Raw genomic sequence first — 18299 nt, forward strand, 5'->3', positions numbered from 1 at the left:
CCGCCCCACGCCCGCGGGCCCCAGGAACTACCCGGCCCCGCCCCACTTCCACCCCGGTTCCCGCCGCGCGCCCCGGGCGCCCGGGGGGTGGACCCGCCCGCCGACCGCCGGGCGGGACCACGCCTTTGTGCGGCTGTTCGGAGGGTCCACGGCCCTACGCCCGTGAACTGCCCGTCGGCGGCGGGCGGGAGGGCGGCTGTCCGCTCAAGGGCCGTGTCACGGTGCCCGGTTCCCCGACGCCGTCGAGCGGGTGGCCGTGGTCGGCACCGCCCCGACCCCCGGGCCGTCTCGCGGCGACCGTTCCCGTACGGGCATCGCGCAGGCCCTGTCGGCACGGTGCGGGCGGCCGTCCGGCCCGAAGAACGCCCAGGGGCGGCCGTCCGGCCCGGAAAACACACCGGGCCGCACCCCGTCCGGACGGACGGGACGCGGCCCTGGGTGTTCAGGCGCCGGGCGGCTCAGTACCGCGGACGGTTGAACCAGGCCGAGGCCGAGCTGGTGACCATCGACGCGAGGATGATGCCGGCCATGGCGAGCGAGATCAGCCCGCCGAAGGTGGCGGAACCGTTCTGGCCGCTCGCGATGTTGGTGATGCCACCGAGGATCATCAGGCCGGCGTAGACGATCGTGGTGATGCGGATGCCGCTGCCGCCGTTCTTGAACTTCACGCCCAGGAAGATCGACAGCGCGCCCAGCGCCACCAGCAGCCCCGCGAGGAGGAATCCGAGACCGGCCAGGCCGTCGGTGTCGTCACCGGTGCCGACGCCGTTGGACACGTCCTGGACGGCACCCACGGCCACGCCGGCGATCAGACCGAACAGGATCTGGAAGCCGGCCAGGACGAACAGCAGTACCCGCGCGGTCTTCATCAGGCCGGGCATCTCCATCGGGACGCCGTAGCCGGGCTGCCCCAGCGGCGGGGCGGCCGGGTAGCCGTAACCGGGCTGGCCCTGCGGCGGGGCGGCCGGGTAGCCGTAGCCGGGCTGGCCCTGCGGCGGCTGGGGCGGGTAACCGGGCTGCTGGCCCTGCGGGGGTCCGTAGGGGTTCTGGGGGTCGCCAAAGCTCATGGCGGTCTTCCTCCGTTGCTCAAGTGCGGGGACGACGCGCGGCACGGTTCGGAGGAGAGTTCTACAGATGCGGTCCGTCCCCCCGGCACTGCCCGCGGCACTGTGTGCTCATCGTTCTTTAACGGGCTCTTACTTGTCCAGCCGGATACGTCAGGTGTTGTGCAAGTGCAACATCACTGATCATGCTGTGACACCCGGATTGGAACCGGGACCGGGTCATCCGCGAGGATGGGACCATGACCGCCCAGATTCTCGATGGCAAGGCCACCGCAGCAGCGATCAAGTCCGATCTGACCGCCCGCGTGGCGGCGCTGAGGGAGCGGGGCGTCACGCCCGGCCTCGGCACGATCCTGGTCGGGGACGACCCCGGCAGCCAGAAGTACGTCGCCGGCAAGCACCGCGACTGCGCCCAGGTGGGCATCGCCTCCATCCAGCGCGAGCTGCCGGCCACGGCCACCCAGGAGGAGATCGAGGCGGTCGTCCGCGAGCTGAACGAGGACCCCGCCTGCACCGGCTACATCGTCCAGCTGCCGCTGCCCAAGGGCATCGACGAGAACCGCATCCTGGAACTCATGGACCCGGCCAAGGACGCCGACGGCCTGCACCCGATGAACCTGGGCCGCCTGGTGCTGAACGAGCCGGCCCCGCTGCCCTGCACCCCCAACGGCATCATCAGCCTGCTGCGGGCCCACGGCGTGGAGATCAAGGGTGCCGAGGTCGTGGTCGTCGGCCGCGGTGTCACCATCGGCCGCCCGATGCCGCTGCTGCTCACCCGGCGCAGCGAGAACGCCACCGTCACCCAGTGCCACACCGGCACCCGTGACCTCTCCGCCCACCTGAAGCGGGCCGACATCATCATCGCCGCGGCCGGCTTCCCGCACCTGATCCGCGCCGAGGACGTCAAGCCGGGCGCGGCCGTCCTGGACGTCGGTGTCTCCCGCAACGCCGAGGGCAAGATCGTCGGCGACGTCCACCCGGACGTGACCGAGGTGGCCGGCTGGATCTCCCCGAACCCGGGCGGCGTCGGCCCGATGACCCGGGCGCAGCTGCTGGTCAACGTGGTCGAGGCGGCGGAGCGCAGTGCCGGCTGAGGACGCCCGCGGGTCCGCGGAACCCACCGTGCGCGACGCTATCAGCGCCCCTGACGCCGAGGGGCGCCCGCGCCGCGTCACCCGCCGCTTCCCGCTGTTCACCAAGGACACCGCACGCCCCGAGGGCGGCGGCCGGGCCGCGGCCGGCGACGCCCCGGCGCCCGCCCGTCAGTGGCCGATGCTCGTGGTGCTGTCGGCGGTCGCCCTCGGCCTGCTGCTGACGGCGCTCGACATGCTCCGCGCCGGCACCCTGCTGATCGGCGCCGCCCTGCTGGCCGGCGCGGTCCTGCGCTGGGCCCTGCCGAGCGTCGGCATGCTCGCCGTCCGCTCCCGCTTCACCGACATCGTCACCTACGGCGTGCTGGGCCTGGTCATCTCCCTGCTGGCGCTGATGATCCAGCCCGACCCGCTGCTGAAGATGCCGTTCCTGAAGGACATCCTGCACTTCACGGTCACCAAGTAGCGGCCCGCGTACGGCCGGTGGCCCGCGCCTCCCCCGGGGACGCGGGCCACCGTCGTCTCCCCCTCCCCGACGCTACGGGCCTGCGCCGCGCACCGCCTCCGCCCGCGGGTTGAACCGCCGTACCGCATCCCGGTGCAGCCGGCCGGGCGCTGCAACTTCCGCGGTACCGCGCCCGGTTGACTCCGGCGTGCGCCCGTGCGCGTTACCCTGCGGCGATGCGACTGAGGAGCCCCCGCCCGCTGGTCGTGGACACGCTGATCGCGGTGGCCATGGCCGTGGTGGCCGTCCTGCTCGGGCAGGAGTCCCGGTCGCAGGGATGGCCGGAACTCGACGCCCGCGCCTACGTGCTCGTCGCCCTCGCCCATCTCCCGGTCGCCCTGCGCAGCCGGCACCCCCTCGCCGTCTTCGCCGTCGTCGAGGCCGCCGCGATCGGCTTCGTCAGCCTCGGCTACTGGCCGGTGGTGTGCACCTTCGGCGCCATGCTCGCCCTGTACACCGTGGCCTCCGTCCGCCCGGTGCGCACCGCCCTGGCCTGCGCGTGCTGCATGACCGCGGTCTGGGTGTACGCCGGGGTTGTCAGCCACAGCCCGTCCATGGCGTCCGTGCTCGGCCAGGCCCTGCTCTACTGCTCGGTGCTCGTCTGGTTCGGGCACCTGGCCCGCCGTACCGTCGAACTCACCCGGCGGCTGCGGGCCGAACAGGCCGAGCGGGCCCGGCGCGCGGTCGCCGAGGAACGCGGCCGGATCGCCCGGGAGCTGCACGACGTCGTCGCCCACCACATGTCGGTCATCTCGGTGCAGGCCGGACTCGCCCGGTTCGTCTTCGACTCCGACCCCGGCAAGGCGCGCGGCGCGCTCGGCACCATAGCGGACACCAGCGGCGAGGCCCTGGAGGAGCTGCGGCGCATGCTCCAGGTGCTGCGCGAGGAGGACCCCGAGGCGCCCGAGCGGGCCCCCATGCCCACCCTGGCCCGGCTCGGCGAACTCGTGGACCGGGTGCGGGCCGGCGGCCTGCCCGTGGACCTCGCCGTCGAGGGCACCGCCCGCCCGCTGCCGCCCGGCGTCGAACTGTGCGCCTACCGCGTCGTCCAGGAGGCCCTCACCAACGCCCTCAAGCACGCCGGGCCCGCACGCGCGCGCGTGGAACTCCGGTACGGACCCCACGACCTGACCGTCCGTGTCACCGACGACGGCGAGGGGGCGGATCCGGCCAGAGTGCCGGTGGGCAGTGGCCACGGCTTGATTGGCATGCGGGAGCGGGCCAAGCTCTACGGGGGGACGATCACAGTCGGCCCCCGCTCCGAGGGCGGCTACGAGGTCCGGCTGACCCTGCCGACGTCGGCCGCCGAGCGCGGCCGCGGGGGTACGCCGGAGGCGGAGCGGTAAGGCAGGCGCACGTCGGGGGGACGACCGTACGGGATGACCAGAGTGCTCGTCGTGGACGACCAGTTCCTCATCCGCGCCGGACTCGTCGGCCTGCTGGACGCCGCGCCCGGCTTCGAGGTGGTGGGCGAGGCGGGGGACGGCGAGGAGGCCGTACGGCTCGCCGCCGAGACCCGCCCCGACGTCATCCTCATGGACATCCGCATGCCCGGCGTCAACGGCGTCGAGGCCACCGAGCGGATCCTCGCCCAGGCCGCCGACCGTCCGCCCCGCGTCCTGGTGCTGACCACCTTCGACCTGGACGAGTACGTGTACGGGGCGCTGCGCGCCGGCGCCTCCGGGTTCCTGCTGAAGGACTCCGGGCCCGAGCGGCTGCTCGCGGCGGTCACCGCGGTCGACGGCGGCGACGCGCTGTTCGCGCCCAGTGTCACCCGGCGCCTGGTGGAGGCCTTCGCCCGGCAGCAGGAGCCCGCCGACACCGCGCCGCCGCCCGACCTCGGCGTGCTCACCTCCCGTGAGGTGGAGGTCCTCAAGCTCACCGCCCGCGGCCTGTCCAACCTGGAGATCGCCGACCGCCTCTACATCAGCGAGGCCACCGTCAAGACCCACCTCAACCGCACCATGACCAAGCTCGATCTGGGCAGCCGGGCGCAGGCGGTGGTGCTGGCGTACGAGACGGGACTGGTGACCCCGGGCGGCTGACCACCCACTCCTGTGCGTCGCCCCTTCCGGAACTGGGATCCTTGGTCTGCGCGGAACGCGCGGCAAGGAACACGGGGGAAGAGCGGAAGAGGGGGTAGGCGATGCCTCGCTGGAATGCCCTGCCGGAGGATCTGGAACCGCAGATCAAGGAATTCACCGGCCGGTTGCGGCGGTTGGTGGACGACAGCGGCCTGAGCATCGCGGCACTGGCCGACCGTACGGGCTACGGCAAGACGTCCTGGGAACGGTATCTGGGCGGCCGGCTCCTCGCGCCCAAGGGCGCGGTCATCGCCCTCGCCGAGGCCACCGGCACCGACCCCGGCCACCTGACCACCCTGTGGGAAGTGGCCGAACGCACCTGGACGCGAGCGGAGCTGCGCCACGACCGCACGCTGACCGCGGCCCGCATCACGGAGGCCCGCGCGGCACTGGGCGACCTGGTGACGACACCGGAGCCCGCCGGGAGTGCGGCCGCGGGTTCGGCCGGCGGGCCGCAGGAGTCGCCGGCCGGCGGCGCGGCTGCGGAACGGGTGGGTGGTGCGTCCGCGAAGGCGGCTGGACGTGCGGCCGGTGGCCCACTGGGTGGTGCGCAGGCGGGGGCGGCTGGACGTGCGGTCGGTGGTGCTTCCGCGGGCGCGACCGGTGGTGCGGCTGCGGGTCCGGCGGGTGGTGCGGCCGGTGGTACGTCCCTCACGTTGGCCAAGGGTGGCGGCGGAGGTGCCGCCGGCGCCCCGCCGGCGGTCCCCGCCCAGCCGGCGGATTCGGACGCCGGCATCCAGGACAGCGTGCCGCCCGGATGGGTTGCCGGGCGCTCGGCCACGGCGTCCGGCGCGGGCATCGGCTCCCGTACCGACTCCGACGGCGCCGGCCAGCCCCCCAAGAACTCCTGGGGGCTGGCCGGTTACCGGGGCCCGTCGAAGGCGACCGCCCGCCCCGGGATGCGGCCGCCCACCGGCCCGGCCGAGCCCGTCTGCGCCGACGCCAGGACCCCCGCCGGCACCGTCCGGACCCCCGGCCCCGCCACCCCGGCCCCCGGCCCGCCCGCCCCCGGCGCCACCGGCCCCGGGGAGGCACCTGCCGCGTCCGCCGCCGCACGCCGGTCCGCGCGGCGCCAGCAGGTCGCGATGTTCTTCGCGGGGCTGGTCGGCGTGGGCGCGCTCATCGCCGGGATCCTCTACGTCACCCACGGGGACGGTGCCGGGCGCAAGAGCGAGGGCGGCAGGTCGCCCTCCCCGTCGGCGTCGGCCCGGCCGAGCCCGCCCCCCGGTGTGAAGTGCGCCGGAGCCGCCTGCACCGGCAAGGACGCGGAGGCCATGGGGTGCAGTGGCGAGCTGGTGACGACCGCCAAGACCGCCGCCGTGGGGACGACCACCCTGGAGGTCCGCTACAGCAAGGCGTGCGGCACGGCCTGGGGCCGGATCACCGGCGGCGCACCGGGGGACACCGTGCGGGTGTCCGTGGGCAAGGCCCGCCAGACGGGCGACATCACGGCCGCCGGGGACACCATCGGATACACCCCGATGATCGCCGTACGGAACCCGGCGCAGGCCAGGGCCTGTGCCACGCTCGCCACGGGACAGACGGGCTGCACGGAATGACGGGCCGCACGGAATGACGGGCCGCCCGGCCTCGGGCGGGTGGACGGAGAAAGCAGGAGGAGGAAATTCCTGCGGGGCGGCATGACGGGCCGCATTGTGGGCACGCGATCCGTACCCCACGGGAGTCCGGCACCCCGGTATCCCCCCTCGGCGGCCGTCTCCGTCCCCCCTCTCCCGGACGGGCGGCCGCCGCTTCGTACCCGTCCACGACGCGGCCGGCACGGCGATACGTCCCTGCTCATCCCCTTGTGGGGTGAGCCACACGGCCCCGGACGTCTCACCTGCCGGATGCGCGATAGCCTGACCGCTGGATCTCTCTTGACGCCAAGAGATCGATCATCCGCCCGGGGCAGGGACGCCCCACCGCCAGCTGTCATACGGAGAACGCCATGACCCGCACTCCCGTGAACGTCACCGTCACCGGCGCGGCCGGCCAGATCGGTTACGCCCTGCTCTTCCGCATCGCCTCCGGCCAGCTGCTCGGCGCGGACGTGCCGGTCAAGCTGCGCCTCCTGGAGATCACCCCGGCCCTGAAGGCCGCCGAGGGCACGGCCATGGAGCTGGACGACTGCGCCTTCCCGCTGCTCCAGGGCATCGAGATCACCGACGACCCGAACGTCGCCTTCGACGGCGCCAACGTAGCCCTGCTCGTCGGCGCCCGCCCGCGCACCAAGGGCATGGAGCGCGGTGACCTGCTGGAGGCCAACGGCGGCATCTTCAAGCCGCAGGGCAAGGCCATCAACGACCACGCCGCGGACGACATCAAGGTCCTCGTCGTCGGCAACCCGGCCAACACCAACGCGCTCATCGCGCAGGCCGCCGCGCCGGACGTCCCGGCCGAGCGCTTCACCGCGATGACCCGCCTGGACCACAACCGCGCGCTGACCCAGCTCGCGAAGAAGACGGGCTCCACGGTCGCCGACATCAAGCGCCTGACGATCTGGGGCAACCACTCCGCCACCCAGTACCCGGACATCTTCCACGCGACCGTCGCCGGCAAGAACGCCGCCGAGGTCGTGAACGACGAGAAGTGGCTGGCCGAGGACTTCATCCCGACCGTCGCCAAGCGCGGTGCGGCCATCATCGAGGCCCGTGGCGCGTCCTCCGCCGCCTCCGCCGCGAACGCCGCCATCGACCACGTGCACACCTGGGTCAACGGCACCGCCGAGGGCGACTGGACCTCCATGGGCATCCCGTCGGACGGCTCCTACGGCGTCCCGGAGGGCCTGATCTCCTCCTTCCCCGTCACCTGCAAGGACGGCAAGTACGAGATCGTCCAGGGCCTGGACATCAACGAGTTCTCCCGCGCCCGCATCGACGCCTCCGTCAAGGAGCTGTCGGAGGAGCGCGAGGCGGTCCGCGGTCTCGGCCTCATCTGATCCGACGTGGTGTCACCCGGCGCCGGTGCGCTATAGTTGATCACGCACCGGCCGCCGGGAAACCGGCACCAGGTGATGCGTTGGTGGTCCAAGGAAAGACGCCCCGCTTCCTGCGGGGAGATGCAGGTGCAAGGCCTGCCCGGCGCTCCACACACGAGGTCCCCTCTCCGCAACAGCGGGAGGGGACCTCGTCGTTCCCGGCCCGTCGTTTGAGGCCCGTCGTTTGAGGCCCTACGCGCCCCGGAGCAGGTCGACCCCGGCCCGGTCGGTGTCCTCGGCCCGCCCGTTCAGCCGGTGGACCACGACCCAGCGCCCGTCCGCCATCGCCCCGGCGAACACGGACGCGTCCCGGGTGGCGCCGTTGTGCCAGTACAGCGGTCCGGCCGACTGCCAGCCGACGGCCGGCTCGCCCAACCGCCGTTCCACCAGCAGCCGTACGACGAGATCGGCGACGGCGCGCGGGGTCGCCCACAGGCCGCCCGCCGGCAGGATCGCGCCGTCCATCGTCCACGGTCTGCGCCGCGCACCCGGCAGCAGACCGGGCGCGGTCAGCCGCTGCCCGGGAGCCGGGCAGGCGGTCACCTCGGTGAGGTCCAACGGCCGCAGCACGTAGGCGTCCAGCAGTTCCTCGTAGGCGGCCCCGCCCGCCGCGGCCAGGGCCGCGCCGAGGACGGCGTACCCGAGGTTGGAGTACTCCTCCTCGCCCGGCGGCCGTACGGCGACGGTGTCCAGGGTGCGCACCAGCCGCAGCAACTCCGCCCGGTCGAAGGGCGCGTAGGGATCCCGGCGGCCGAGGCGCGGCGGCAGCCGGGGGAGTCCCGAGGTGTGCCGGGCCAGGTGGAGCAGGGTGATGCCGGTGCCGGGCGGCGCCGGGAGCCACCGCTCGACGGGGTCGTCGAGGCCGAGCACGCCCGCCTCCGCCATCCGGGAGAGCACCGTGCCGGTCAGCGCCTTGGTGAGGGATCCGATCTGGACGTGCCGGTCCACCGCGTGTCCGCCGGTCACCCGCGGCGGGCCCGCGTCGGTCAGCACACAGGTCGGGATACGGCGCACGGCGGGTCCTCTCGGTGGTCAACTGCGGGCGACGTCAAGGATTCTGCGTCCCGGACCCGGACCCGCCGACGGGTTCAGGCCACCCCGGCCGCGGGCCGCCGGCCGGGGTTCAGCCGCGCTGTGACTCGTGCTGCAGGTCGGAGAGGTCCACCGAGTCGCCCGGGGCGGGGGTGCGGGACGGTACCGGCTTGCCGTAGTCCGAGACGCCCGTCGTCTCGTCGGTTCCGTTGCCCTTCTGCACGGACCGGACCAGCCGGTGCGGACTGTCCGCGGTGATGTAGAGGGTGGTGGGAACGCCGTCCGCCGTGCCCCGCAGCGTGATCACGTCCAGACCGTCGACCCTGGTCCGCCCGTCCTTCGTCAGCGACTCCTCGGAGGACGTGTCCCGGGAGAGCTCCTTCTGGAGTGCCCTCAGGTCGCAGGCGTGCCCGAGGTCATTGAAGGGGCTCTCGTGCGTGGTGCCGTGGACGTAGCGGTCCCGGACGAGGTCGGCCGCCTCGTCGCCCAGGTCGTGCAGCTGTGCCTTCCAGTAGGCCCGGTCGGCCTTCATCCACAGCTCGTCGCCCCGCTTGACGATGTCGAAGCCGCCGCCGCCCCGGCCCATCCGGAAGGAGCCGACGCAGTTGCCGTCTCGGTCCAGGGTCAGGTCCATCGAGGCGAGTTTCCCGCCGCTGCCGGCCGCGGCCCGGTCCGTCAGCGTCAGGCGGAGCGAGGTCGCGTCGAGCACGTTCCGCTGCGCCTCCCGGACGAGCGCCCGGGCGTCCCCGTCACCGCCGTCGTCGGCCGTGGCCGCCGTGACGAGGGCCGGAGAGAGGACGGGAGAAACGGCGAGGAGCACGCTCACCCCCACCCCGATCAGGGATCTTCCGGCCACCGCGCACCTCCGTGATCGCCCCAAGCGCCCCTTTACAGCGTAGTTTTGTCCGTTTTCGACCGCATTTTCAGTGACGCGGCGCACTTTCGGCCACCGATTGCGCATGCAACGCGGAGGCCCGGGGCAGGCGGCGACGGTCCCCACGCGAGACACCCGTGTGACGCAGGGGCACCGAACAGGAACGGAAGGCGACACCGATCATGCCGCACAGAACGGAACGACAGGCCCGGGCAACCATCCATGCGGGCGGCGAGTGGCTGGAAGCGATCGCCGGCGCCACCCGGGAGATCCTCGACCCCGCGGACGCCCGCCCCTTCGCCGTGGTCGCCGAGGGTGACGAGAAGGACGCGGAGCGCGCGGTCGCCGCCGCCCGGCAGGCCTTCGACCAGGGCCCCTGGCCGCACACCCCGGCCGCCGAGCGTGCCGCCCTGCTGCGCCGCGTCGCCGATCTCCTCGTGCGCGACCGCGAGGAACTGGGCCTGCTGGAGAGCCGGGACGCGGGCAAGACCGTCGAGGAGGGCCGCGTCGACATCGACTGCGTGGCCGATGCCTTCCGCTACTTCGCCGACCTGGTCGCCGCCGAGGCCCCGGGCCGGGTGGTCGACGCCGGCTCGCCCGACATCCACAGCGTGGTCGTGCACGAGCCCGTCGGCGTCTGCGCGCTGATCACCCCCTGGAACTACCCCCTCCTCCAGGCCAGCTGGAAGATCGCCCCGGCCCTCGCCGCCGGCAACACCTTCGTGATCAAGCCCAGCGAGATCACCCCGATGACGACGATCGCGCTGATCGACCTGCTGGCCGAGGCCGGTCTCCCCGCCGGCGTGGCCAACCTCGTCACCGGCCCCGGCCACACCGTCGGCGCCCGGCTCGCCGAACACCCCGACGTCGACCTGGTCTCCTTCACCGGCGGCCTGGTCAGCGGCACCAAGGTCGCCCAGGCCGCCGCGCCCACCGTCAAGAAGGTCGCCCTCGAACTCGGCGGCAAGAACCCCAACGTCGTCTTCGCCGACGCCTGCGCCACCGAGGAGGGCTTCGACACCGCCGTCGACCAGGCCCTGAACGCGGCCTTCATCCACAGCGGCCAGGTCTGCTCGGCCGGCGCCCGCCTCATCGTCGAGGAGCCGGTCCGCGAGCGCTTCGTCGCCGAACTCGCCCGCCGCGCCACGAAGATCCGCCTCGGCCGCGGCACCGAGGACGGCGTGGAGTGCGGCCCGCTCGTCTCCGAACAGCAGCGCGCCAAGGTCGAGGCGTACGTCGCCTCCGCCCTGGCGGAGGGCGCCGTACTGCGCTGCGGCGGCAAGCGGCCCGAACCGTCGCCGCAGCGCCCCGAGGCCGGCTTCTTCTACGAGCCGACCGTCCTCGACGCCTGCCACCGCGAGATGAAGGTCGTCCGCGAGGAGGTCTTCGGCCCGGTCCTCACCGTCGAGACCTTCCGCACCGAGGAGGAGGCGGTGTTCCTCGCCAACGACACCGAGTACGGCCTCGCCGGCGGTGTCTGGACCAGCGACCCCGGCAAGGCCCGCCGCGTCGCCGGTCGGCTGCGCCACGGCACCGTCTGGATCAACGACTTCCACCCCTACCTGCCGCAGGCGGAATGGGGCGGCTTCGGCAGGAGCGGCACCGGCCGCGAGCTGGGCCCCGCCGGACTCGCCGAGTACCGCGAGACCAAGCACGTCTACCAGAACCTCGCCCCGAAGCCCGTCCGCTGGTTCGCCGGCTGAGCCCCGAGCCGGCCGACCCCGAACCCCACCGTCCCGGCACACCCCCGGAGTAGCACCCCCATGTCCCACACCCCCCACGTCTACGACTACGTCGTCATCGGCGGCGGCACCGCGGGATCCGTCATCGCCTCCCGCCTCACCGAGAACCCGGACGTCACCGTCGCCGTCATCGAGGGCGGCCCGAGCGACGTCGGCCGCGACGACGTCCTCACCCTGCGCCGCTGGATGGGCCTGCTCGGCGGCGAACTCGACTACGACTACCCGACGGTGGAGCAGCCCCGCGGCAACTCCCACATCCGGCACAGCCGCGCCCGCGTCCTCGGCGGCTGCTCCTCGCACAACACCCTCATCTCCTTCAAGCCCCTGCCCTCCGACTGGGACGAGTGGGAGGCCGCCGACGCCAAGGGCTGGGGCGCCGTCCCCATGGAGGCCTACTTCGCCCGCCTGAAGAACAACATCGTCTCCGTCGACGAGAAGGACCGGAACGCCATCGCCCGCGACTTCGTCGACGCCGCCCGGTCGGCACTCGGGGTACCCCGGGTCGAGGGCTTCAACCGCAGGCCTTTCACCGAAGGCGCCGGTTTCTTCGACCTCGCCTACCACCCCGAGAACAACAAGCGGTCCTCGGCCTCGGTGGCGTACCTGCACCCGGTGATGGACGAGCGGCCCAACCTGACGATCCTGCTGGAGACCTGGGCGTACCGGCTGGAGCTGGACGGCACCCGCGCCGAGGGCGTGCACGTGCGCACCAAGGACGGCGAGGAACTGCTGATCCGCGCCCGCAACGAGGTCGTGCTGTGCGCGGGCGCCGTCGACTCCCCGCGGCTGCTGCTCCACTCGGGCATCGGCCCCGCGCAGGACCTCCGGGCGCTCGGCATCCCCGTCGTGCACGACCTGCCGGGCGTCGGCGAGAACCTGCTCGACCACCCCGAGTCGGTCATCGTCTGGGAGACCCACGGGCCGATCCCGGAGAACTCCGCGATGGACTCCGACGCGGGCCTGTTCGTCCGCCGCGACCCCGAGAGCCCGGGCCCGGACCTGATGTTCCACTTCTACCAGATCCCGTTCACCGACAACCCGGAGCGGCTGGGCTACGAGCGACCGGAGTTCGGCGTCTCCATGACCCCGAACATCCCCAAGCCCAGGAGCCGCGGCCGCCTCTACCTGACCAGCGCCGACCCGTCCGTGAAGCCCGCGCTCGACTTCCGGTACTTCACCGACGAGGACGACTACGACGCCCGGACCCTGGTCGACGGCATCCGCATCGCCCGCGAGATCGCCAGGACCGAACCACTGGCGGGCTGGCTCAAGCGCGAGGTGTGCCCCGGCCCGGAGGTCCTCGGCGACGCCGAGCTGAGCGAGTACGCCCGCAAGGTCGCGCACACCGTCTACCACCCGGCCGGCACCTGCAAGATGGGCGCCGCCGACGACGAACTCGCCGTGGTCGACCCGGAGCTGAGGATCCGCGGTCTCGACGGCATTCGCATCGCCGACGCGTCCGTCTTCCCCACCATGACCGCCGTCAACCCGATGATCGGGGTGCTCATGGTCGGGGAGAAGGCCGTCGACCTGATCGGAGGTGACCCCCGATGACTCTCACCGTCCCCACCCGCAAGCCCCCCACCACGACCGAACCCGTCTTCTCGGTGTCCGGCCTGTGGAAGGTCTTCGGACCCAAGCCGGAGCGGATTCCGGCCGACCCCGGGCTGGCCGCGCTCGACCCCGCCGAACTGCGCTCCCGCACCGGCTGCACCGCCGCCGTCCGGGACGTCTCGTTCGACGTCCGCAAGGGCGAGGTCTTCGTCGTCATGGGCCTGTCCGGCTCCGGCAAGTCCACCCTCGTCCGCTGCCTGACCCGCCTGATCGAGCCGACCGCGGGCACGATCTCCATCGACGGCGAGGACGTCCGCGCGATGGACCGGTCCCGGCTGCGCGAACTGCGCCGGCACCGGGCCGCGATGGTCTTCCAGCACTTCGGCCTGCTCCCGCACCGCACGGTCCTCGACAACGTCGCCTACGGCCTGGAGATCCAGGGCGTCGGCAGGTCCGAACGCCGCGAGCGGGCCGCCGAGTTCGTCGCCAAGGTCGGCCTGGAGGGCATGGAGAAGCGCCGCCCCGGCCAGCTCTCCGGCGGCCAGCGCCAGCGCGTCGGCCTGGCCCGCGCGCTGGCCGTGGACCCCGAGGTGCTGCTCTTCGACGAGCCGTTCAGCGCGCTGGACCCGCTCATCCGGCGCGACATGCAGGAAGAGGTGGCCCGCCTGCACCGCGAGGAGGGCCGCACGATGGTCTTCATCACCCACGACCTGAGCGAGGCCCTCAAGCTCGGCGACCGCATCGCCCTCATGCGCGACGGCCGCGTCGTCCAGCTCGGCACCCCCGAGGAGATCGTCGGCTCCCCGGCCGACGACTACGTCCGCGAGTTCGTCCGGGACGTCCCGCGCGAGCAGGTGATGACGGTGGGTACGGCCATGCGCCCGGCCTCCGCCGCCGAGACGGCCGACGGCCCCGCGGTACGCCCCGAGGCCACGGTGGCCGAGGCCATCGAGGCGGTGGCCCGCGCGGGCACCCCGGCCCGCGTGATGGACAAGGGCCGCTGCCTGGGCGTGGTCGACCACGAGCAACTGCTCGGCGTGGTGGCGGGCGTGGACACGGCAGCCGTGCCCCCGGCTGCCGCGCACACCGGTGCCACCGTGGCGACGGACACCGATGCCGCCGTGGCCGCGGGCGGTCGTGCCGCCACGACGGCGCCCGTCCCGGAGGAAGCGGCAGCCGCCCAGCGCGGGCAGGCGAGCCCGCCCGGCCCCCGGACCAGCCCGGAGGCCGTCTGATGGCAACGCTCAGCATCCCGGCCCTGCGCACCGGCACACCCCGCGTCCTCAGAAGCCGAGCCGCGGGCAAGCTCCTGCTGCTCGCCCTCGTCGCCGCGGTCCTCGCCCCCTGGGCCGCCGCCCACTGGCCCGGCGCCGGCTGGCCCCACCAGCTGACGATCCACCTGGACAAGCCCCTCGCCACCGCCAGCGACTGGGTCATCGACAACCGGGACAGCCACCCCCTGTTCCTGTACTTCTTCGGCTACATCAGCAACGCCGTCATCCTGGCCGTCCGCGGGGTGTACCTGACCCTCCTCGCCGCGGGCTGGGCCGGCGTCACGGCCCTGAGCGCGCTCACCGCCTGGCGCCTCGGCGGTGTCCGCCTGGCCGCCGGCACCGCGGCCGCGTTCCTGACCTGCGGCGTGCTCGGCATGTGGGTCCCGACCATGCAGACCCTCGCGCTGATGGTCGTGGCGGTCCTCGCCTCCGTCGTCGTGGGCGCGCTCCTCGGTCTCGGCGCCGGCCTGTCCGACCGCCTCGACCGCGCCCTGCGTCCGGTCCTGGACACCATGCAGGTGCTCCCGGCCTTCGCCTACCTCCTCCCCGTCGTCCTGGTCTTCGGCATCGGCGTCCCCGCGGCCGTCCTCGCCACCGTCGTGTACGCCGCCCCGCCGATGGCCCGCCTGACCGCGCTCGGTCTGCGCGGCGCCGACCCCGAAGTCCTGGAGGCCGTGGAGTCGCTCGGCGCCACCCGCCGCCAGCGGCTGCTGACCGCGCGCATCCCGCTGGCCCGCAAGGAACTCCTCCTCGGCCTCAACCAGACGATCATGATGGCGCTGTCCATGGCCGTGATCGCCGCCGTCATCGGCGCCGGCGGCCTCGGCGACCGCGTCTACCAGGCGCTCGCCTCGGTCGACGTCGGCGCGGCCCTCGCGGCCGGCATCCCGATCGTGCTGCTCGCGGTGGTCCTGGACCGCGTGACCGCCGCCGCCGGGGACGGGACGACGCGCACCCGGACCATCGGCTGGCCGTACGCCCTCGCCGTCTCCGTGGCCGCCGCCCTCGCCGCCCGCCTGCTCGGCGCGCTCGACTGGCCCGCCGGCTGGTCCCTGGACATCGCCGAGCCGGTCAACCGCGCCGTCGACTGGATGACCGCCCACCTGTACTCCGGCGTCCCCGTCATCGGCGGCACCGCGGACTGGGCGGGTCACTTCACCACCTGGATCCTGGACCCCGTCCGGGACGGCCTGCAGTGGCTGCCCTGGTGGTCGGTGCTGCTGCTCGTCGCCGCGCCGGCCTGGCTGATCGGCACCTGGCGCACCGCGCTGACCGCCGTCCTCGCCATGGCCGCGATCGGCGTGCTCGGCGTGTGGGAGCCCTCGCTCGACACCCTCTCCCAGGTGCTGGCCGCGGTCGCCGTCACCCTCGTCCTCGGCTTCGCGACCGGCATCGCCGCGGCCCGCAGTGACCGGGTCGAGCGTGCGCTGCGCCCGGTCCTGGACGTCTTCCAGACCATGCCGCAGTTCGTGTACCTGATCCCGGTCGTCGCCCTGTTCGGCGTCGGCCGCGCCCCCGCCGTCGCCGCGGCCGTCGTCTACGCCCTCCCGGCCGTCGTGCGGATCACCGCGCAGGGCCTGCGCCAGGTCGACCAGGCCGCGCTGGAGTCGGCGCGCTCGCTCGGCGCGACCGGCCGCCAGCAGCTGTGGCAGGTGCAGCTCCCGCTGGCCCGGCGCGCGCTGCTGCTCGCCGTCAACCAGGGCGTGGTCCTGGTACTGGCCGTGGTCATCATCGGCGGCCTGGTCGGCGGCGGCGCCCTCGGCTACGACGTCGCCTTCGGCCTCGCCCAGGGCGACCTGGCGACCGGCCTCGTCGCCGGTGCCGCCATCGTCTGCCTCGGCCTGATGCTCGACCGGGTGACCCAGCCGACGGAGCGCCGCCCGGGGAAGGGAGCCTGACATGCGCCTTCGTACGACCCTCCCGGCCGCCGTCGCCGTGCTGGCCCTGGCCACCGGCTGCGGCGCCGCCGACATGACCAAGCAGGCCTCGCCCTTCGCGAACGCCGGGGGCGCCAAGTCGGTGACCCTGTCCGTGCAGTCCTGGGTGGGCGCGCAGTCCAACGTGGCCGTCGCCCAGTACATCCTGGAGCACAAGCTCGGCTACCGCGTCGACACCGTCCAGGTCGACGAGGTGCCCGCGTGGGACGCGCTCAGCCAGGGCCGCGTCGACGCCCTCCTGGAGGACTGGGGCCACCCGGACCAGGAGAAGCGGTACGTCACCGACAAGAAGACGATCGCGCCCGGCGGCGACCTCGGGGTGACCGGGCACATCGGCTGGTTCGTGCCCACCTACCTGGCCGAGCAGCACCCGGACATCACCGACTGGCGGAATCTGAACAAGTACGCCTCGCTGTTCCGCACCGCGGAGAGCGGCGGCAAGGGCCAGCTGATGGACGGCTCCCCGTCCTACGTCACCAACGACAAGGCGCTGGTGAAGAACCTGAAGCTGGACTACCAGGTCGTCTTCGCCGGTTCCGAGGCGGCGCAGATCACCCAGATGAAGCAGTTCGCCAAGGAGAAGAAGCCCTTCCTGACGTACTGGTACTCACCCCAGTGGCTGTTCGAGAAGGTGCCCATGACGGAGGTGAAGCTGCCGCCGTACAAGGAGGGCTGCGACGCGGAGCCGGCGAAGGTCGCCTGCGCCTACCCGCACACCCCGCTGCAGAAGTACCTGAACGCGGACTTCGCGAAGACCGGCGGCAAGGCGGCGGCCTTCCTGAAGAGGTTCCGGTGGACGACGGAGGACCAGAACGAGGTCTCCCTGATGATCGCCGACCGGAAGATGGACCCGCAGGAGGCGGCGAAGAAGTGGGTGGACAGCCACCCCGCCGTGTGGAAGAAGTGGCTGTCCTGAACCGGGTCACCCCGCCAGGCCGTCGGCGATCTCCCGCAGCGCCGCCGCGGCCCGCCGCTGGAGGCCCGGCCCGAAGGTGACCCGGGTGGCCCCGAGCCCGCCGAGCGCGGCGGGCCCGGGGGCGTCCCCGTCCAGCCGGGCCAGGGCGTTCAGCGGACCCTGGATCCCGGACCGCAGCAGCGGCAGCACCGCCGTGGGAGCCAGGATCGGGTACACGCAGTCCGCGCCCGCCGCGACGTACAACGCGGCCCGCTCGATGGCCCGTTCCGGGTCGCCGTCGCCGTGCACGAAGACGTCCACGCGGGCGTTGACGAACAGCCGGTCCGCGGCGGCGGCCCGCACCGCGGCGAGGAACCCGGCGTGCTCGTGCGGGTCCTTGAGGACACCCCCCGTCGAGTCCTCCAGGTTGCAGCCGACGGCACCCGCCTCCAGCAGCCGCTCGACCAGCTCCTTCGGGTCGAGCCCGTACCCGTCCTCGACGTCCGCCGACACCGGCACGTCCACCGCCCGGGTGATCCGGGCGACCGTCGCGAACATCTCGTCGGCGGGGGTGGCCCCGTCCTCGTAGCCGAGGGCGGCGGCCACGCCCGCGCTCGGCGTGGCCAGCGCCGGGAACCCGGCGGCCGCGAACACCCGCGCGCTCGCCGCGTCCCACGGCCCGGGCAGCACCAGGGGGTCCCCCGGGACGCGCCCCCGGTGCAGGGCGCGGAACTCCTCGACCCCGTCCCGCGCCGGACTCACCTGTGCTGCCCGGGCTGGTAGTGCCCCGGGGTCATCCGGAAGGTCACACCGAACCGGTTCCAGGCGTTGATCACCGTGATCGCGGCGACCAGCTGGGCCAGCTCGGCCTCCCCGAAGTGCTCGGCGGCCCTGGCGTAGACCTCGTCCGGCACGAAGCTGTCGGTCAGCACGGTGACCGCCTCGGTCAGCTCGATCGCCGCCAGCTCCTTCTCGGTGTAGAAGTGCCGCGACTCCTGCCACGCGCTCAGCTGCACGACCCGCTCGACGCTCTCGCCGGCCGCGAGGGCGTCCTTGGTGTGCATGTCGAGGCAGAACGCGCAGTGGTTGAGCTGCGAGGCGCGGATCTTCACCAGCTCGTAGAGCTTGGGGTCCAGGCCCCGCCTGGCGACGCTGTCCAGGCGGATCATCGCCTTGTAGACGTCGGGTGCGTGCTCGGCCCAGCCCAGACGCGGGGCCTCTTCGGTGGCGTATGCGACGGTTTCCTGTGCAGTGCTCATGCTGTCGACCC

At 73.3% G+C, this 18299-nt stretch carries 16 protein-coding genes; 11 read left to right on the plus strand and 5 right to left on the minus strand.

Annotated features, from left to right (window positions below; all coding sequences use genetic code 11):
- Nucleotides 1-458: 458 nt before the first annotated feature.
- Nucleotides 459-1067, minus strand: coding sequence for a hypothetical protein (locus ABZ923_RS18785; protein ID WP_361472671.1), 609 nt, complete (start codon nucleotides 1065-1067; stop codon nucleotides 459-461).
- Nucleotides 1068-1303: 236 nt separating this feature from the next.
- Here ABZ923_RS18785 and ABZ923_RS18790 point away from each other — a divergent pair, with 236 nt between their 5' ends.
- From ABZ923_RS18790 to ABZ923_RS18815, 6 genes are all read left to right on the plus strand, one after another.
- Nucleotides 1304-2158, plus strand: a complete 855-nt coding sequence (locus ABZ923_RS18790; protein ID WP_358641990.1) for a bifunctional methylenetetrahydrofolate dehydrogenase/methenyltetrahydrofolate cyclohydrolase — start codon at nucleotides 1304-1306, stop codon at nucleotides 2156-2158.
- Nucleotides 2148-2621, plus strand: a complete 474-nt coding sequence (locus ABZ923_RS18795) for a DUF3017 domain-containing protein (RefSeq protein WP_361472674.1) — start codon at nucleotides 2148-2150, stop codon at nucleotides 2619-2621. Before ABZ923_RS18790 ends, ABZ923_RS18795 begins: the two co-directional genes overlap by 11 nt.
- A gap of 215 nt (nucleotides 2622-2836) precedes the next feature.
- Entirely contained in the window at nucleotides 2837-4006 is a 1170-nt protein-coding gene (locus ABZ923_RS18800) for a sensor histidine kinase (protein ID WP_361472677.1), read from the plus strand.
- Between the two features lie 33 nt (nucleotides 4007-4039).
- Nucleotides 4040-4705 (plus strand): response regulator transcription factor, encoded by a 666-nt coding sequence (locus ABZ923_RS18805; protein WP_361472679.1) that lies wholly within the window; start codon nucleotides 4040-4042, stop codon nucleotides 4703-4705.
- Nucleotides 4706-4806: 101 nt separating this feature from the next.
- Nucleotides 4807-6303 carry a DUF2690 domain-containing protein gene (locus ABZ923_RS18810; RefSeq protein ID WP_361472682.1) on the plus strand — a complete coding sequence of 499 codons (1497 nt, stop codon included), beginning with the start codon at nucleotides 4807-4809 and terminating at the stop codon, nucleotides 6301-6303.
- 389 nt (nucleotides 6304-6692) lie between these two features.
- A complete protein-coding gene (locus ABZ923_RS18815; protein ID WP_361472685.1) occupies nucleotides 6693-7682 on the plus strand; it encodes a malate dehydrogenase in 990 nt (329 codons plus the stop codon).
- A 231-nt stretch (nucleotides 7683-7913) separates the two neighbouring features.
- Here the strand turns inward: ABZ923_RS18815 and ABZ923_RS18820 are convergent, their stop codons facing one another.
- Both ABZ923_RS18820 and ABZ923_RS18825 read right to left on the minus strand, forming a co-directional pair.
- Nucleotides 7914-8735, minus strand: a complete 822-nt coding sequence (locus ABZ923_RS18820; RefSeq protein ID WP_361472688.1) for a serine hydrolase domain-containing protein — start codon at nucleotides 8733-8735, stop codon at nucleotides 7914-7916.
- Between the two features lie 109 nt (nucleotides 8736-8844).
- Nucleotides 8845-9609, minus strand: a complete 765-nt coding sequence (locus ABZ923_RS18825) for a hypothetical protein (protein ID WP_361472690.1) — start codon at nucleotides 9607-9609, stop codon at nucleotides 8845-8847.
- Nucleotides 9610-9809: 200 nt separating this feature from the next.
- On the opposite strand from ABZ923_RS18825, the gene ABZ923_RS18830 reads away from it, so the two are divergent.
- From ABZ923_RS18830 to ABZ923_RS18850, 5 genes are read left to right on the plus strand one after another with little or no spacing between them, the layout of a single operon-like run.
- Nucleotides 9810-11330: an aldehyde dehydrogenase family protein gene (locus ABZ923_RS18830; protein ID WP_361472693.1), complete on the plus strand. Its 1521-nt coding sequence runs from the start codon at nucleotides 9810-9812 to the stop codon at nucleotides 11328-11330.
- A 60-nt stretch (nucleotides 11331-11390) separates the two neighbouring features.
- Nucleotides 11391-12923, plus strand: a complete 1533-nt coding sequence (locus ABZ923_RS18835; RefSeq protein ID WP_361472696.1) for a GMC oxidoreductase — start codon at nucleotides 11391-11393, stop codon at nucleotides 12921-12923.
- Nucleotides 12920-14158 carry a glycine betaine/L-proline ABC transporter ATP-binding protein gene (locus ABZ923_RS18840; protein ID WP_361472699.1) on the plus strand — a complete coding sequence of 413 codons (1239 nt, stop codon included), beginning with the start codon at nucleotides 12920-12922 and terminating at the stop codon, nucleotides 14156-14158. The genes ABZ923_RS18835 and ABZ923_RS18840 overlap by 4 nt, the downstream gene beginning before the upstream one ends.
- Entirely contained in the window at nucleotides 14158-16095 is a 1938-nt protein-coding gene (locus tag ABZ923_RS18845; RefSeq protein ID WP_361472702.1) for an ABC transporter permease subunit, read from the plus strand. Before ABZ923_RS18840 ends, ABZ923_RS18845 begins: the two co-directional genes overlap by 1 nt.
- 1 nt (nucleotide 16096) lies before the next feature.
- Nucleotides 16097-17050 carry an ABC transporter substrate-binding protein gene (locus ABZ923_RS18850; protein ID WP_361472704.1) on the plus strand — a complete coding sequence of 318 codons (954 nt, stop codon included), beginning with the start codon at nucleotides 16097-16099 and terminating at the stop codon, nucleotides 17048-17050.
- Nucleotides 17051-17056: 6 nt separating this feature from the next.
- Here the strand turns inward: ABZ923_RS18850 and ABZ923_RS18855 are convergent, their stop codons facing one another.
- Both ABZ923_RS18855 and ABZ923_RS18860 read right to left on the minus strand, forming a co-directional pair.
- A complete protein-coding gene (locus ABZ923_RS18855; RefSeq protein ID WP_361472707.1) occupies nucleotides 17057-17791 on the minus strand; it encodes an isocitrate lyase/phosphoenolpyruvate mutase family protein in 735 nt (244 codons plus the stop codon).
- Nucleotides 17788-18288 (minus strand): carboxymuconolactone decarboxylase family protein, encoded by a 501-nt coding sequence (locus ABZ923_RS18860; RefSeq protein WP_361472710.1) that lies wholly within the window; start codon nucleotides 18286-18288, stop codon nucleotides 17788-17790. The genes ABZ923_RS18855 and ABZ923_RS18860 overlap by 4 nt, the downstream gene beginning before the upstream one ends.
- Nucleotides 18289-18299 lie beyond the last annotated feature (11 nt).

The sequence above is a fragment of the Streptomyces sp. NPDC046881 genome (assembly GCF_040645015.1).
Taxonomy (GTDB): domain Bacteria; phylum Actinomycetota; class Actinomycetes; order Streptomycetales; family Streptomycetaceae; genus Streptomyces.

Bases quoted from the DNA above. Each gene is read 5' to 3' on its own strand.
- ABZ923_RS18850 (WP_361472704.1), top strand. From the start codon at position 16,097: ATGCGCCTTCGTACGACCCTCCCGGCCGCCGTCGCCGTGCTGGCCCTG.
- ABZ923_RS18790 (WP_358641990.1), top strand. From the start codon at position 1,304: ATGACCGCCCAGATTCTCGATGGCAAGGCCACCGCAGCAGCGATCAAG.
- ABZ923_RS18815 (WP_361472685.1), top strand. From the start codon at position 6,693: ATGACCCGCACTCCCGTGAACGTCACCGTCACCGGCGCGGCCGGCCAG.
- ABZ923_RS18810 (WP_361472682.1), top strand. From the start codon at position 4,807: ATGCCTCGCTGGAATGCCCTGCCGGAGGATCTGGAACCGCAGATCAAG.
- ABZ923_RS18800 (WP_361472677.1), top strand. From the start codon at position 2,837: ATGCGACTGAGGAGCCCCCGCCCGCTGGTCGTGGACACGCTGATCGCG.
- ABZ923_RS18840 (WP_361472699.1), top strand. From the start codon at position 12,920: ATGACTCTCACCGTCCCCACCCGCAAGCCCCCCACCACGACCGAACCC.
- ABZ923_RS18845 (WP_361472702.1), top strand. From the start codon at position 14,158: ATGGCAACGCTCAGCATCCCGGCCCTGCGCACCGGCACACCCCGCGTC.
- ABZ923_RS18805 (WP_361472679.1), top strand. From the start codon at position 4,040: ATGACCAGAGTGCTCGTCGTGGACGACCAGTTCCTCATCCGCGCCGGA.
- ABZ923_RS18830 (WP_361472693.1), top strand. From the start codon at position 9,810: ATGCCGCACAGAACGGAACGACAGGCCCGGGCAACCATCCATGCGGGC.
- ABZ923_RS18860 (WP_361472710.1), bottom strand. From the start codon at position 18,288: ATGAGCACTGCACAGGAAACCGTCGCATACGCCACCGAAGAGGCCCCG.
- ABZ923_RS18835 (WP_361472696.1), top strand. From the start codon at position 11,391: ATGTCCCACACCCCCCACGTCTACGACTACGTCGTCATCGGCGGCGGC.
- ABZ923_RS18785 (WP_361472671.1), bottom strand. From the start codon at position 1,067: ATGAGCTTTGGCGACCCCCAGAACCCCTACGGACCCCCGCAGGGCCAG.